Origin of the sequence: Paraburkholderia phenoliruptrix, assembly GCF_902859825.1 — a bacterium.
GTDB lineage: Bacteria > Pseudomonadota > Gammaproteobacteria > Burkholderiales > Burkholderiaceae > Paraburkholderia > Paraburkholderia phenoliruptrix.
The window spans coordinates 37,987-52,615 of sequence record NZ_CADIKB010000019.1 but is presented as its reverse complement, the minus strand read 5'-3'; the positions used below and the strand labels follow the sequence as shown (position 1 = coordinate 52,615).

The 14,629-nt window shown below is 59.8% G+C and carries 13 protein-coding genes; 3 read left to right on the top strand and 10 right to left on the bottom strand.

The window, feature by feature from the left end; translation table 11 throughout:
* Positions 1 to 449 precede the first annotated feature (449 nt).
* The gene (locus tag HV711_RS19110; RefSeq protein ID WP_035485941.1) at positions 450 to 2,291 is read left to right on the top strand and encodes a tannase/feruloyl esterase family alpha/beta hydrolase; all 1,842 of its coding nucleotides are present in this window, start codon (positions 450 to 452) and stop codon (positions 2,289 to 2,291) included.
* A gap of 202 nt (positions 2,292 to 2,493) precedes the next feature.
* Here the strand turns inward: HV711_RS19110 and HV711_RS19105 are convergent, their stop codons facing one another.
* From HV711_RS19105 to HV711_RS19080, 6 genes are all read right to left on the bottom strand, one after another.
* On the bottom strand, positions 2,494 to 3,138 hold the full coding sequence (locus HV711_RS19105; RefSeq protein WP_028362635.1) for a hypothetical protein: 645 nt from the start codon (positions 3,136 to 3,138) through the stop codon (positions 2,494 to 2,496).
* A 389-nt stretch (positions 3,139 to 3,527) separates the two neighbouring features.
* Complete coding sequence (locus HV711_RS19100; protein ID WP_035485938.1) at positions 3,528 to 4,730, bottom strand: glycosyltransferase family 9 protein; 1,203 nt, start codon at positions 4,728 to 4,730, stop codon at positions 3,528 to 3,530.
* A 665-nt stretch (positions 4,731 to 5,395) separates the two neighbouring features.
* On the bottom strand, positions 5,396 to 6,112 hold the full coding sequence (locus tag HV711_RS19095) for an O-methyltransferase (protein ID WP_028362637.1): 717 nt from the start codon (positions 6,110 to 6,112) through the stop codon (positions 5,396 to 5,398).
* 191 nt (positions 6,113 to 6,303) lie between these two features.
* A complete protein-coding gene (locus HV711_RS19090; RefSeq protein ID WP_028362638.1) occupies positions 6,304 to 6,612 on the bottom strand; it encodes a hypothetical protein in 309 nt (102 codons plus the stop codon).
* A 12-nt stretch (positions 6,613 to 6,624) separates the two neighbouring features.
* Positions 6,625 to 7,206, bottom strand: a complete 582-nt coding sequence (locus HV711_RS19085) for an RNA polymerase sigma factor (RefSeq protein ID WP_175145200.1) — start codon at positions 7,204 to 7,206, stop codon at positions 6,625 to 6,627.
* A 495-nt stretch (positions 7,207 to 7,701) separates the two neighbouring features.
* Positions 7,702 to 8,373, bottom strand: coding sequence for a class I SAM-dependent methyltransferase (locus tag HV711_RS19080; RefSeq protein WP_035485933.1), 672 nt, complete (start codon positions 8,371 to 8,373; stop codon positions 7,702 to 7,704).
* A 147-nt stretch (positions 8,374 to 8,520) separates the two neighbouring features.
* On the opposite strand from HV711_RS19080, the gene HV711_RS19075 reads away from it, so the two are divergent.
* Positions 8,521 to 9,332, top strand: a protein-coding gene (locus tag HV711_RS19075) for an IS5 family transposase (protein WP_175145198.1) whose coding sequence is annotated in 2 segments (ribosomal slippage) — positions 8,521 to 8,869 and positions 8,869 to 9,332 — 813 coding nt in all. Because the reading frame shifts where the segments join, the coding sequence is not laid out codon by codon here.
* Positions 9,333 to 9,609: 277 nt separating this feature from the next.
* Here the strand turns inward: HV711_RS19075 and HV711_RS19070 are convergent.
* Together HV711_RS19070 and HV711_RS19065 are read right to left on the bottom strand one after the other, a co-directional pair.
* On the bottom strand, positions 9,610 to 10,593 hold the full coding sequence (locus HV711_RS19070; protein WP_035485929.1) for an aldo/keto reductase: 984 nt from the start codon (positions 10,591 to 10,593) through the stop codon (positions 9,610 to 9,612).
* Positions 10,594 to 10,606: 13 nt separating this feature from the next.
* Positions 10,607 to 11,380 (bottom strand): SDR family NAD(P)-dependent oxidoreductase, encoded by a 774-nt coding sequence (locus HV711_RS19065; RefSeq protein ID WP_028362642.1) that lies wholly within the window; start codon positions 11,378 to 11,380, stop codon positions 10,607 to 10,609.
* Between the two features lie 126 nt (positions 11,381 to 11,506).
* Between HV711_RS19065 and HV711_RS19060 the strand changes: the two genes are divergently transcribed.
* A complete protein-coding gene (locus HV711_RS19060) occupies positions 11,507 to 12,436 on the top strand; it encodes a LysR family transcriptional regulator (RefSeq protein ID WP_035485927.1) in 930 nt (309 codons plus the stop codon).
* Positions 12,437 to 12,501: 65 nt separating this feature from the next.
* On the opposite strand, the gene HV711_RS19055 is transcribed toward HV711_RS19060, so the two are convergent.
* Together HV711_RS19055 and HV711_RS19050 are read right to left on the bottom strand one after the other, a co-directional pair.
* Entirely contained in the window at positions 12,502 to 13,398 is an 897-nt protein-coding gene (locus tag HV711_RS19055) for an oxidoreductase (RefSeq protein ID WP_035485925.1), read from the bottom strand.
* Positions 13,382 to 14,608 (bottom strand): MFS transporter, encoded by a 1,227-nt coding sequence (locus HV711_RS19050; protein ID WP_035485923.1) that lies wholly within the window; start codon positions 14,606 to 14,608, stop codon positions 13,382 to 13,384. Before HV711_RS19050 ends, HV711_RS19055 begins: the two co-directional genes overlap by 17 nt.
* Positions 14,609 to 14,629 lie beyond the last annotated feature (21 nt).

Sequence of the window (14,629 nt, the reverse complement as noted above, 5' to 3'; positions counted from 1 at the left end):
CTGACCGAGGGCAAAGCGGGCCGACACGCGTGCCGCCATTACGCCATTGTTATTCACGCGCACATTCCATGAGTTCCTGCACGAGCGCGTCGGACGTCTCACGGCAGCGTGAACCGTTGCATGAGGTTTTCATGCACGCTCACCCACGTTTGAGTTGAGGGGCACATTGCGAAACATAGGGTAAACCGCCGACGTCTGCATGTACTTCATTGCTTGTGTTGGCGTCGACTGTTGCACTATCATGCAATCTCTATCGAGTTCGGCTGTATCCGTGCTCGCGGCAAGCATCCGTGATCTTGTTGCGCCGCTTGTATCGACTGGGACCAGGCGGTCAATTGACACATCGTCCTCGAACTTCGCTCTTATAAATTCGTATAACTAATGAAACAGCATTGCCGGTTATTTTGCTGAGTCGTCGCTGGACGACCCATAGCCAAGGAGACGAGGAAATGACAGCCGAAAACGACACTGGAAAAAGTAGCGTTGGGTCTCTGCTTTGTATTCTGCTAGTGGTCGTGATGAGTTTCCTGGTCTCGGGCTGTGGAGGTCACGACGACATTTCGACGTCTGCTCAACAATCGGGACTGCTAAGCTGCGACGAAAGCATGAAAGCAGCGTTCAAGCCAGACGCAAACACGACAGTTGTTTTCGTCAAGCAGTTCAAGGCGGGCTCGTCTTATGCGCTTGCCAACACGCCGGCATCACCTGCACCGCCCGTTGCTGCTACCGACGTGTGTCTCGTAAAACTCCTCGTAGGGCCGGGAAATCCGGGGCCGGCCGGCGCGCCATCGACTTCCGCAGGGATCGGCATCGAGGTCTGGCTGCCAATGGCCTCGGCATGGAACAACATCATCAGGGCGACAGGAAGCGGCGGTTGGGCAGGCGGTGCGCACTCCGATCCCACGCAGTTAGCCACGAAGTCCCTATACCTGGCGGCGGTCAACAAAGGCTATGTCGTGAGTGCATCGGATCACGGTCACGTCATTCTGAACAACGGATCGTTCGCAATGAATCCGGACGGGACTATCAACACTGTTTTGTGGCAGGACTTCGCTGAACGAAGCATGCACGAAATGGCGGTCAAAACGAAAGCACTGGTGAAGGCGTATTACGGGCACGTGCAGACCTACGCCTATTGGGATGGGTTTTCCACCGGCGGGCGTCAGGGATTCAAGATCGCGCAGAAGTACCCTACGGATTTCGACGGTATTCTCGCGGGCTCGCCGGCTTTCAACTGGAGCAAGTTCATTACCGCCGAACTGTATCCGCAGATCGCGATGCAACAGTCGTTGGGCGCGCCTGTCGCGGCAGCGAAGCTCGCTTTCGTTAGCGGTGCCGCCGTCAAATCGTGCGATACGGTGGGATTGGGCTATCTGCTCAATCCGATGCAATGCCGCTACGATCCGAGCAAGGATGCCAACGTGCTGTGTGCGGGAGCGGCCGGAAATGGTGTGACAGGGGCCAGTACGAACAGTGCATGTCTCAGTGCAAACGAAGCGCACGTCGTCAACCAGATCTGGTACGGTCAGACGACGGATGGCAGCGTACCGGACCCGGCGCTCGACAACGGCAATGCGGCGACTCTCGCCTCGAGCCAACTCTGGTACGGGTTGACACGCGGAACGAGTCTTTCGTTATCGCTGGCAGGCACGAATCCCTTCAGCATTGCGACCGATCAGGTCGCGCTGGAATTGCAAAATGCGGCCTATGCACAAGCATCTTTTTTGAATGCGACCGGCAATGGGACCAACCAGTGGAAACAACTAGGTTATAGCGATCTCGCGAACGCCTACGCGCAAGGGGTTGCGCTGCAGAGTTCGTTCAGCAACATCAACACCGATAATCCTGATTTGAGCGCTTTTCACGCAGCGGGCGGCAAGATGCTCACATACCACGGACTTGCGGACGACAAGATTTTCCCGGCAGGATCGATTAACTATTTCGATCGTGTGTCGACGCAGATGGGCGGTGTGTCGGCGGTGCAGTCGTTTTATCGTCTGTTTCTCATTCCGGGGCTCGCGCACGACAGCAGTTTTGCCACGAGCGCCTCGATCGACCCGAGCACCAACGCCCCGATCAGCACGGCGAAAATGCCGTTGCCCCAGCCTGCGGCGGGACGCGACGAAATGTTTCTGGCCCTGCGCAACTGGGTCGAGAAAGGGCAGGCGCCGTCCCAGATCCAGGTAAGTTCCGCTGACGCTAGCGTATCCAGACCCCTTTGCATGTACCCGCAGACGGTGCAGTACGTTGGCGGCGCGGTTGGCTCGTCGGCAAGTTATGTGTGTCAATAGGCCGCATACTGATCAGGTCCGCGTAACCGCCTTGTCGCGCGCCGCTTCTCTGGCGGATCCAGCTGCGCATGGACACGCGTAAGGTCTGGTCGTTCGAGGATACTCTTCGCTGATCGAGGATTTTTCGCTGCGATGCTGCTAGACAGTCTGGCGACCCTCTCGTCACCTTCACGAGCACGGGAGGGCGCCTCTTCTCGCGGAACTACTTACCGCTGACCAGTTCCTTCGTTCGCTGGGTGATGGCCGCGAGGCCTTTTTCCACGATCTCCTGCCAGTCGCTGGACACGACAACCTGCTTTGATTCACTCACGCGCGTCTTGATTGTCTGTTCACCATGAAGAGCGCCGACATCGCCCGACAACTGCAGTTCGGACTTCTGGTTCGTTTTAATGGACCAGAAGCCGGGCTCGAACCACGCCCAGAAATCGATGATCTGCGCAGTCACCGGAGCGGCCGCCGCGAAGTTCGGATCACCCTGCTTCACGACAATGTAGCCCGCATCCTGAAAGCCGGTGGCCAATGCGCTTTCAACGAGCCCGGAAGCCGTCTTTCCTTGAGGCAGCACCACGTCGCCCAGCGCTTTGCCATAACCGTTTCTTTTGCGGCCGATCGCACGCGCTTTTGACGCGTCGCTCGAATCTTCATTCGGATCCAGTGATGCCATGTCGGCGCTAGGGGGCTTGACCGAAAAGGTCCGCTTGTCCTGAACTGAATCGATTCGCACGTATTTGCCCGTCGTGGGGTTGGTGCCTTGAGGCGCGGAAACATCGACAGTTGTCCGCCCTACCGCGCATCCCGCAAGGATGGACGCGCTCAGGGCATAGATGGCGATTCGACGCAACAGCATGATGGCTTAACTCCTCGTTAATTATTCTGATCGCCGGAACGCCGATTTATTTCGCTCCAACGTCAGGGTTATAGATGCGCATGGCGCACGTCAGATGGAATAACGGCCTGCTATTGGAAAACTGAAGGGGGAGGGGTAGGCTGTATCTCTGATACGTCGGCGTTAACTGGTGTGCCGCGTGCGGGATTGAGTGCGCAAGCTGCGGTATTTGCGCATGCCTTGCACGGTTTTACGGTTACCTATGCGCCTGGCGCGGGTGTGGTCGAGCAGGTCAAAAACGAGTGTCACGTTGAGGACATGCTCACGCGCCACGTGGGCGACGTACTACGAAAACTCAACAAGGGCGTTGGCGGTGAGGTGTGCTGCGTGGTATTGCCCGGTGGCGGTATCTATATCACGCGCCCCGGCACGGCGTGTGGGGCTTGACCCACAGCGGCGGGTGTCCGTTGCGTTCGCAACGAGTCCAGCACCGCGTTCACGACCCGTTCGACCTCCGGCCAGTTTGCTTCCTGCTGGCCTTCCACATAGACGTCGGGCGCGACGCTCCGATAATGTTCGGGGTATCCCCAGATCGCATCGTGAACCATCGGCCTCGTGATGCTGCCCCCCAGCACGGCGACGGTCGGCCGATGGAACGCGGCAGCCACGTGCATCAGCATTGAAGAATTGGTCAGGACGACGTTCGCTGTCTCGGCGAGCGCGAAGACGGTTCGCATCGACACGTCTCCCGCTACCGAACGCACGCGCGCGTGAGGGCCTGCAGCCGCGATGGCTTCTGCAGCGCGTGGTTTGTCGGCCTCGCTGCCGACTATGACGATGTCGCACTGGTCGCCGCCCTGTCCGAGCGCAGACGCGATCTGTAAAAGCGCAGCGCCGAACTGACGGGGAGACCAGGCTTTGCTGGACACACCTGCACCCACGCCGACAAGGACTCGCCAACGTGTACCATCGTTAGGATAACTGGCGGACCAGATCCTTGCGGCGCTCGCTCGTTCGGCTGCCGTGAGGAAAAGCTGTGGACGCGCGTCGGGAAGCTCCTTTGCGCCCAGCAACGCAGCTTGCGCCAGCGCTGCGCGACCGGATTGACGGCGCGCGAAATCAATGTAGGCGTGGCAGCCGCTGTGGCCGCCGCGATAGCCGCGCACGCCGATGCGGTACCGGGCGCCGAGCCGCATCATCAATAGTGCGCCCATGTAACTGCCGAGGACATCGATCCCGACGTCGAATCCGCCGCGCTTGTGCAGTGCGACGACTTGCGGCGATCGCAATAGGAAGCGCATCACAGCACCCGGCGAGCGATCCTCGACAATCTTGTTGTTCCACGGTGCATTCAGCTCGACGATCTCATCGACGAACGGATTGTTCTCGAGAACCGGTCGCCCCCAACTGCCAATGCCGGCAACGATACGCGTGGCGGGGAAGCGTTTCTTGAGCGCCTCGAAGATCGGCGTCGCGGTGAGCAGTTCACCGAAATCGTTCGGCCTGAGGACGAGAATCTCACGCGGTTCGCTGCGACGCGGATCGTATTGCGCCGGGGACAGGCGGCCCATCGCCCAAACCGGCAGTTCAGTCAGCAAGCTTTTCCAATTCATTGCGTACCCAGGAGACGAGATCAGTGCGAGGCCGCGGAGCGACGCACTGATTCTGCATGGAAGCAGGCGCTCGATCTGTGGGCCGCCATACGCATTTCTTCGAACGTATCTGTATCGGCGCAATGGTGCGAGAAGCTGAGGGTAGTGTGTCTGCATGCGGGCACCATGCCATGGGCTCGTGAACAGCGAGAGGCAGCCATCGGTGATTATTGTTGCAATTCGAGCTTGATCAAGTCCGAAACAGAACGGTGCAAACCAAGCCCTCGACCTCGGAACCGCGAATCGCGCATTGCGAAGCGGAATGTCGGCGGGACGAAAGTTGATCTGGCGCAAGCCGGTGCGACACGGGACCACAGGGATGCGGCCGGGCGGAGCGATACCATGAATACGTCGCTAAAACACAGCACTTGCCGGTCGCGTCGTGTAGGCACGAATGAATCAGCGGTGTTGTGAAAGCCAATCGCACTAGTCAGGAGTATGAAATGTCCGCCACGTCCGTTCTCATCAGCATGGCCCCCATGTGGGGAATCCTTCTTATCGCATCGGGCACGGCCGCGTACCTCGTATTCTGGCGCAAGGTGATCAAATAAACTTGCGCGCTTTGTCGGATCGAATCACCATTGCAGCGAACTGCGGCAAGGTGCGGTTTCTCCTTCGCTGCCAGCTTAAGAAACGACAACGGTAAACTCGAGTCCGGATTCAAAGTCCAGCGTCGTCGTCGAAAAACGCGGGTCGTCGTCAAGGTAGCGCTTGTATGGCCGAACGGCGTCCTCGGCGGTGTACATGTTGTCGGCGAGAACGATGGATCCGGGGCGGAGCAGGCGCTCTGTGTGCTTGAATAGGTCCAGATAGGTGTCGGTCCATACGTCGATAAACACCATGTCGAAAGCGCCTTCCAGTCGCGCAACGGTCTCAAACGCATCGCCTTCCCAAAGATCAACATAGGCACTCAGGCCCGCCGCCTTGAGGTTGGCCTGAAAAAGAGCGCACTTCGCCAAGTCACATTCAGTCGCGACAACCATTCCGCTGCCTAACGTACGAAGTGCATCGGCAAGATAGAGCGTGGACACGCCGCAGGAACTACCGAGTTCCAGGATTCGAGCCGGTCTGAGCGAAAGCACCATGTTGTGCAAAAACTTGCCCGTTTTCGCCGACACGGCTAACGAAAGCGGAGCGCCTTGCGACGATTTAAAATCGTGGCTGGATAGCCCGAGCGTTTCGAGGAACCGTCCACGCAGCCGAGGGGCGAGCGTGTCGTATTCGTCCGCGAGAGTCAGGAACTCCTCGCTGGAACCGCAAAACTGCGCCTGCGCGCGAGCTATCACTTCGGTCTGGCTCTGTTCGTGAAGGTGCCGCAGAAGGGTTGTGCTTGACGGCGACATGTGCGCTCCTTGACGGGATCGTTGGGTCGGTGAAGCCTCGGGCGAGGCGGCTCATGGTTGTTTCAGGCGGCACGCAATGTCCTTCCACCGTCAGCGGGGACGTACGCCGCTATGCTGTTCCGGTGAGCTTGATTGCACATTCAGCGCACGCCGTGACGCAAACACGGCATGACCTGCATTCACGGCCATGTTCAGTCGCCCGTACGACGGGCGCGCGCCGATCGCCATGCGGTCTGAAAGTGCTCGCGTTCCTCAGGCGTCATGGCTTCCCATTTGCGCCAATGACGTCGATCGCGCCAGCCGCCGTGTCCGCGGAATCCGCCAAACAGGATGCGGCTCAAAACCAGCAAGCCCAACGCATGCACGAAGTCGATCGTACGGGCGCCGACGAACAACGCCGGAATTACCCAATTCCATAGCGTCATGACCACCCAGCTAAGCACGGCGAGGCCGACCACAACGAGCAGCACTTTCCCCGCACATCTGATTCGAAAATTCATCCGTCGACTCCTCTAGATACCCAGTTCGTCATAAATGGCCTGCAATCGGGCGCGCAGATGCACCACTGCATAGCGCTTGCGTGCAAGCAGTGTGTTCAGCGTAACGCCGCTCTCCGCCACCATGTCTTTAAAGGACCGCCCCTCCAGCTCGTGCGCGATGAATACCTCACGCTGATTGGCCGGCAAGTCATCGAGTGCGTCCTGCAATGCCTTGAGCAATACAGCGCGAGCGTAGAGCGCTTCAGGGCCTGCATCGTGCGCCGGCAGGGCGAGGTCGAGGCGATACTCGCCGCTCGATTCTTCCTCGCCCTCCGGCAGATCTGCCAGAGGCTCCTCTCTCCTCTTGCGAAAACGATCGACAATACGGTTGCGCGCAGCACGGAAAAGCCACGCGCTTGCCTGCTCGATCGGAGCGGGCAGCCGATAAGCCTGCACAAATTCCTGGAAGACATCCTGCAGTATGTCTTCCGCATCTTCGGGATCGCGTATTCGTCGCCGGATGAAATTGACGAGCCTCTTGTGCTCACGGACCACGGTCGCGGTGATGTCGTTGTCTCGTTCGGTCATCGTGTGCGAGGTGGCGGGCGGTTCCATGCGTCTGAAGACGTTTCAGACGCGCAAATATTGTGGCGGGCGTAAAATTTTTTGCCCCGGCGACTGCGGGATGGCTTGAGGCAGTGGGTAAACGGGTAGGAGCCGTTATGGACCCGGAAGAAACGTAGCAAGCGCCGGTGAGCCCGGTTCGTCGCTGGTGCTTCGTCAGATTCCGCCCAATGGCAACGACAACGGCGTGCTCGCCATCCTTGAGACCGGCAACAGAGCGATATTTTGCATCCGCTTCACCGGGGTATGGGGGCCGAAGTCATCGCTCACGGCAATTCAAGCAGTGGCAAACTGCTTAACGGCGCTCTTTGCGTGAACTTTAAGTTCTAACCAACGAGCATCGCGCTCGATACACGGACGTTGAGAGTGTGGTGTGAATTTGCGCCGAATCCAGGCCGACGATCACCGCGGCATCGTCGAGGTGGTTGTTGTCAGGTGGGAGATCGAGAACGGTGAACGTGCTGCCGTCCTGAAGGGATGATGGATTCAACGTGGTCTGAGCACGGCCACGTTCCATTTGAGTCCCGAGGGGGTGTGCGCGATCCGGACACAATCAAGCTCCTCGAATCCCGCCCGCAACCGTTTCCAGGTGCTTGCGCCATCGGCGTGGTGCCACATGCTGACAATAAATATCCCGCCAGGCGCAAGAGACTGCGCCAATCTTCTCATATCATATTCAGGCCTCCTAAGATAATAAAGTATTTCATTAAAGACGATGACGTCGAACAGCCGTGAGGTCTTGAAGGCGGCCACATCGGCTACAGCAAACTCCGCTCCCTCAAGGGTCGACTGTCGGGCCTTCTCGATGGCGGCTGCCGACAGATCGATACCGAGGTAGCTGGATACGGCGGCACTCGAAAGCCAATGCGCAAGAATACCTGTACCGCACCCCACGTCGAGAACGCGCGCCGCCGGTTTGAAGTGCAGACAATATCCGAGAATCACGCTATAGCGGCCGACCTCCTTGGTAGTGGACAGAAATTCCCACTCTCCGGATTGGTATTCACGATTCCATCTTTGATCCGAGATTGAGGTGTTGCGACGCGGCAGAATCGCGGCCTTGATCGCAACCGGGATGAACTTATGAACAGGCCATTCCAGAATCTTTTTGACTAACCGTGCAGTGCCGACAAGCTCGTTAGCAGTAAACAGGGCCATCTCCCTTCAGAAACCGACATTACCTATGCGGATGCCGACTATCGGAATTGATGTGTGGGCTAAGAACCCTTAACAAAATGAACGTAGGGGCTGTTAACCCTCGATGAATGCTGTTAACCTTTTCATTGTTTCGACGACGAAAAGGACATGGCCAAGCCAATACTCGACGACGAACTGTGGGCACTCATCGAACCGTTGCTGCCCCCTCCCAAACCACGGCGAACCCGTTATCCGGGTCGCAAGCCGCTCGACAATCGTGCGGTGCTCACCGGCATTCTCTTCGTTTTACAGACAGGCCTGCGTTGGGACCTGCTGCCTCGCGAGATGGGTTGCGGCAGCGGCATGAGTTGCTGGCGTCGCCTACGTGACTGGCAAGCCGCTGGCGTCTGGGAGCAGTTGCACGAGGTGCTGCTTGCGCGATTGCGCGCAGCCGACCAAATCGACTGGTCTCGCGTCATCGTCGACTCCTCTTCAATCCGCGCTGTGGGCTCAGGTCAAAAACAGGACCGAATCCCACAGACCGCGCGCGACCTGGTTCAAAGCACCATCTCATCACCGAAGCGCAGGGCATCCCGCTCGCGGTGATTCTGACCGGCGCCAACCGCAACGACGTCACTCAACTTCACGCGCTGGTCGAGGCAATTCCGCCAATCGGCGGCAAGCGTGGCAGGCCACTATCGAAGCCTCGGGTCGTTCAGGGCGACAGAGGCTACGACCACGACAAGTATCGACGTCCACTGCATGCCGCCGGCATTGCAACCGAAATCGCTCGACGTGGTCAGCCTCATGGTAGTGGGCTAGGCAAAACACGCTGGGTTGTGGAGCGGACCATCTCGTGGCTTCACAACTTCCGCCGACTGCGCATCCGCTTCGAACAGCTCGCTTTCATCCACGAGGCTTTCCTCAGAATCGCCTGCTGCATCATATGCTGGCGACACCTGCAAAAGTCATTCTGTTAACACCTCTAAGTGCTAATCAATGGTCTCGGAAGTCATGCTAGCGGGTTGAAATGGTATTCAGCAGTCGCGAGCCTTGATAGGGCGTGCTGCGGCGGACAAATGGCGGAAAGCCACTTGCCATCACGGCGCGGAACGCGAATCGGAGGAAACAGAAGAAGCGGAAGACTTAACGGCCGGTGCAGTTCGAAATCACGGAAGAGAGCTGGCAGAGTGTCGCAGCAGAGCCGGCCCCGCAATTCGGACCGCGCCGACCCGCGGCGCGGCCCAAACAGCAGCTTCACCACTGATGGTGCACGTGAGGCGCAATCTTCTTCAGATAAAGCTCGCGAAGAACAGCCATGGCCGAATCACTCAAGGGCGGCAACTCGCTCGCCTCACTGTTGGCCCTGGCTTGCGCCGCGTTCTTCGCCCCGGGAATGACGGTCGTCACGCCCTCGTTCATGAGAATCCAGCGCAGCGCAAACTGCGCCATGGTTGCATTCTGCGGAACCAGCGAGCGAATTTCGTCGACGGCGTCGAGCGCAATTTCATAAGGAACGCCCGCGAAGGTCTCGCCCTTGTCGAAGGCCTCACCGTTTCGATTGAAAAGGCGATGATCATTGGCCGCAAACGTCGTCTCACGCGTCATCTTTCCGGTGAGCAGACCCGATGCGAGCGGCACGCGCACGATCACGGCGACGCCCCGTTCGTGCGCTTCCTGAATGAATCGCGCCGGCCTCTGTCGAAAGATGTTGTAGATGATCTGCACCGACTTCACGCGCGGATATTCGATCGCCTTCAGCCCTTCTTCGACTTTCTCGACGGACACCCCATAGCCACGAATTTTCCCCGATACGACCATACGGTCCATTGCATCAAAAACTTCAGGCCGGTAATAGACCTCCGTCGGCGGGCAGTGAAGCTGCACCAGATCGAGGCACTCCACGTGCAGGTTCTTCAAAGACCGGTCCACGAAGGCATTCAGATTCGCCGCCGTGTAGCCTTCCGCTCGATGCGGGTCAAGCCGGCGACCCGCCTTGGTCGCTACAAAGGGGCGCGGACCGGTGCGTTCCTTGAGTACCTCCGCGATGATTCGCTCCGAGCGGCCATCGCCATAGACATCGGCCGTATCGATGAACGTCGTGCCGTTGTCGAGCGCCGCGTGCAGCGCTAACTTTGCGTCGCTCTCCGCGACGTCGCCCCATGAGCCGCCGATTGCCCAGGCGCCGAATCCGATTTCGGAGACACTGCTTCCCGTATTGCCGAACTTCCGTTGTTTCATGCTGATTCTCCGTTCATGGCATCAATTGCCCGCCGTTGACCTCGATAATCTGCCCGGTGACGTATCCCGACATCGCGCGGGACGCGAGGAACAGGAATGCGCCCACGCATTCTTCCGGCAATCCTTCTCTGCCCATCGGCACCGTCGCTGTCTGCGAAGCGCGAATTTGCGCCGGCGTGTATTTGTCGTGAAAGGGCGTTTGTATCAGTCCCGGCGATACCGCGTTGACCCGGATGCCGTCATTCACGAATTCCTTTGCGTGGCCGCGAGTCAAGCTGCTGACAAAGCTTTTCGACGCTGCGTAAAGCACCGCGCCCGCCCCGCCGCCCGTGCGCGCCGCAATGGACGTCGTATTGATGACGTAGCCGCCGGTCGCCTTCAGGAACGGATAGGCCGCGGACGTTGCTTCCCAGACCGATCTCGCGTTGAGATTGACGACCTGTTCGAAATGGCTCGCCGATGCGCTGACGGAGGCCAACCGTCCCAGCATGCCGCCCGCGTTATTAATGAGCCCATCGAGCCCGCCTAGCAAGTCCGCTGCTTCCTGCACGACGCGCGCTGCCTCGCCCGCTTCGCTCACGTCACCGCGAACCAGACGGATGCGGTCCGGCGATTCCGCACGCAGCGCTTGGGCAGCGGCTTCGCTTTCGTTGAAATGCGCGACCACGTGGGCGCCCTGGGCGGCGAACGCTCGAACAACAGCCGCGCCTATTCCGGTCGACCCGCCGGTAATGAGAACTTTCGTGTCCTTCAGGTCGGCAATCTGTATCTGCTCAAGTTGAGACATGGCATTGTCCTCCGAACGGATCCGTCGACGCGCGGCGGCTGCCGCACGCCACAGGTATCCAATCGGGAAAATAATGACATGGCGTAAAATGAAACAGGTTCACTGAACCGATGAATTGCATTCACCATGCCCAAGAACGATCGCATCGACTTCGCCGACCTGAAGCTGTTTCTCGCCATAGTTCGATGTGGAAGCTTCAGGCTTGCCGCCATTGAAGCAGGACAAACGCCCTCGGCTGTCAGTCACGCAATGCGGCGGCTGGAAGACCGGCTCGGCGCGAAGCTGCTGAACCGCACGAGCAGGGCGGTGTCGCCCACGGAGGCGGGGCTCGACCTCGCCTCGCGATTGCAGGACGGCTTCAACCAGATCGGCTCCGCACTCGAAAGCTTCGCAGCGCCTGGAACGGCGCGACTAGGTTCTCTTCGCCTGAATGTTTTCGCAGATGCGGCTCACCTGCTGATCGCACCGGCGTTGCCGGAATTCGCACGAGTGTGTCCCGGAGTGCAGCTCACAGTGGTTGTCGACAATCGTCCGATCGATATCGTCGCGGAAGGCTACGACGCGGGAATTCGCTACGGTCATCACGTTCCGGAAGACATGATCGCAGTGCCCCTCACTCGCTCGCAGCGATGGGTGATGGTTGCGTCGCCCGCGTATCTGAAGAAGCACGGTACGCCCCGCCAACTCGGCGAACTCGCGAACCACCAGTGTCTGCAGCTTCTGCTCGGCGACAATTCCAGCTACCGCTGGGAAGTCGACGTCGCAGGGAAGAAAAAGTCTATCCGGGTGCCCGGGGTCATCACGATCAACGATACGGTGACGACCATCAGCGCATGCAAGGCGGGAATGGGGATCGCGTATGTTCTTGAGGCGCGGATCGCCGACGAGCTTGCGCGGCGTACTCTGAAAGTGGTCCTCGAAGAGCATGCGTGCCCGGAGGATCCCTTGCATATCTACTACAGCAGTCGTCGCTACAACCATCCCGCCTTGCTTCGGCTGATCAACCTCATTCGCGAACGGCAGTCGCTTCCGAAGATTGCAAAGGTGCGTGGCTGAATCGGGAATGCAGTGTTCATTGCAACGGGATGCAACGGCGTGCAACGGCGCGTAGCCGCGCACGGCTAACCGGGCCCGTCACTCGCGGCGGCGAGCAGCGGCACGAGCAGATCGCTGATAGGCGTAGCAATACCGTGCGAGCGGCCGCGTCGCTGCACGACGCCGTTCCGGCAGTCCCACTCGAGAGGGCGGCTAGCCTCTCTATCCGCAAGAATGGATGTACCCAGATCCGGCGGCGAGCGATGAAACCCGTCGACGATCTGCTGCGGAACGTCATCGCCCAGCTTCGCACCTTCCGCACGCGCGACGTCGAGACATTCGTGCAAATAGGCGAGCGACAGCGTCGTGATATCGCTCCGGGAAAACATACCGGCGCGGCGTCCTGTCAGCACCATGAGTCCGGCAACTGCATTTTGCAGGAGCTTTCGCCACGCGACGGAAACGAAATCCTCCGCCACCTCGACGGAACACCGCGTGCCGCGCAAAGCGGAAGCCACCACGCGGGCGGCCGGCACGTCCGGCAAGGTGAGGCGCGGCGCCGCGCGCAACCATACCGACGATGCGGATTCGCGTTGCGCAGGGAACCACACCACGGAGGGCAAGACAACGCCACTGGACGCGAATGGCTTGAACAGGCCGATCTGCTCGACGCCGTTTTGCAGCACGCAGACAACCGTCCTTGCGTCGCACAGTGCAGAGAGCCACGGCGCCGCGCTCGCTGTCTGCGTCGACTTCACGGCAACGAACACCAGATCGAATTTGTCGCGGATGCCGTCCGGATCGGTCAGCACCGGGCCCGGTACCACGATCTGACCACCGTCGAACTCGAGCGTCAGGTGCTCGTGCGCTGAACGGCCGCAAATGGTCGGCCTGCGCCCTGCCTCATGCAGCGCCGCGGCGACAGTCGTGCCGATTGCGCCGGGGCCCACAAGGGCGATGGTTGGTCTATCTGACATCGTCATGGGTATCGACCTCCTTGCGGTTGTCGCCGAGATACGAGCGAAGGGCGATCGCGAGCGGAAAAATCGCCAGGGCGGTGAACGCGGTGGCGACCGTGGCGCCATGCACACCAATCCTGTCGCCGAGAAAGCCATACAGGACCGGCGACAACGCGCCCGACGCGATGGTCCCGGTATAGAACAGGGCGAACGCTCGCTCAGTACGCTCGGGAGGACACATGTCCGGCACGGTTCCGTAGAGGACCGAGGAAGTGCCATTGAGCATCATGCCGAGGAATGGCAGCAGCACCAAAGTCGAAGCCAGAGGCAGGAACATCACAGCGACGATGCACGCCGCCGTGCCCCCCTCGGTGAGGAGTACTGTGTGAATGACGCCCACTCGCGCGCCGATCCACCCGCAAACGAATTTGCCGGCCGCACCGCCGATGAATACAAGCGCGAGCGCCGTTCCCGTCAGTTGCGGCGATACGCCTTTTGCCTTGAGCAGAAACGGCAGGAACGTGAGCAGCCCCATGCGCACCGCAGTATCGAGCACGCCGATGGCGAACAGCCACGAAAACCCTTTCCCCAAAGCGGGACCTCGCTGGGCAGGCGCGCTCCAGTCCGGCGTCTCGCGGCGCGGCAGGTTGGGAAAAGATAGCGCGATGACGGCGGCAGTCACGCAGCCCACTGCCGCGACGACCCACAACGCATGACGCCACGACATCATGGTCACGAGCAGTGAAATGGCGGCCGGCAACGCGGATTTGCCGAGGTCGCCGGAAAAGTTGTAGATGCTCAAAGGGCCTCTCGCCTTGCGGTCATACGCACGCGCGACCGCGCCCGAGGCGATGGGGTGCTGGGTGCTCGATCCGCTGCCCGAAATCGCCAGCGCCGCACACAAACCCGCCAGGCCGCCCGACATTCCCGCCAACGCATAGCCGAGTGCGGCGAGCAGCGTACCGAGCGCGAGCGTAGCGCGGCTGCCCCACTGGTTTGCCAGGTGGCCGGCGGGGATTTGCAGCGTCGCCATCGTGCCGGCATAAATGCCGCGCAGGATGGCCAGACCGGCGAAATCAAGACCGAAGTCCGCCTGCCACACCGGAAGCAACGCGTAGATCATGTCCGTATAGCCGTCGTGCAATGCGTGCGCGACACAGGAGAGCCACAGCACGCGGGAGCGCGACGGCGGACCTTGTCCTTCTGCTGAAGGGACCAGAACGGATGGACGCATATCGATTGTTCTCCCTCGCGC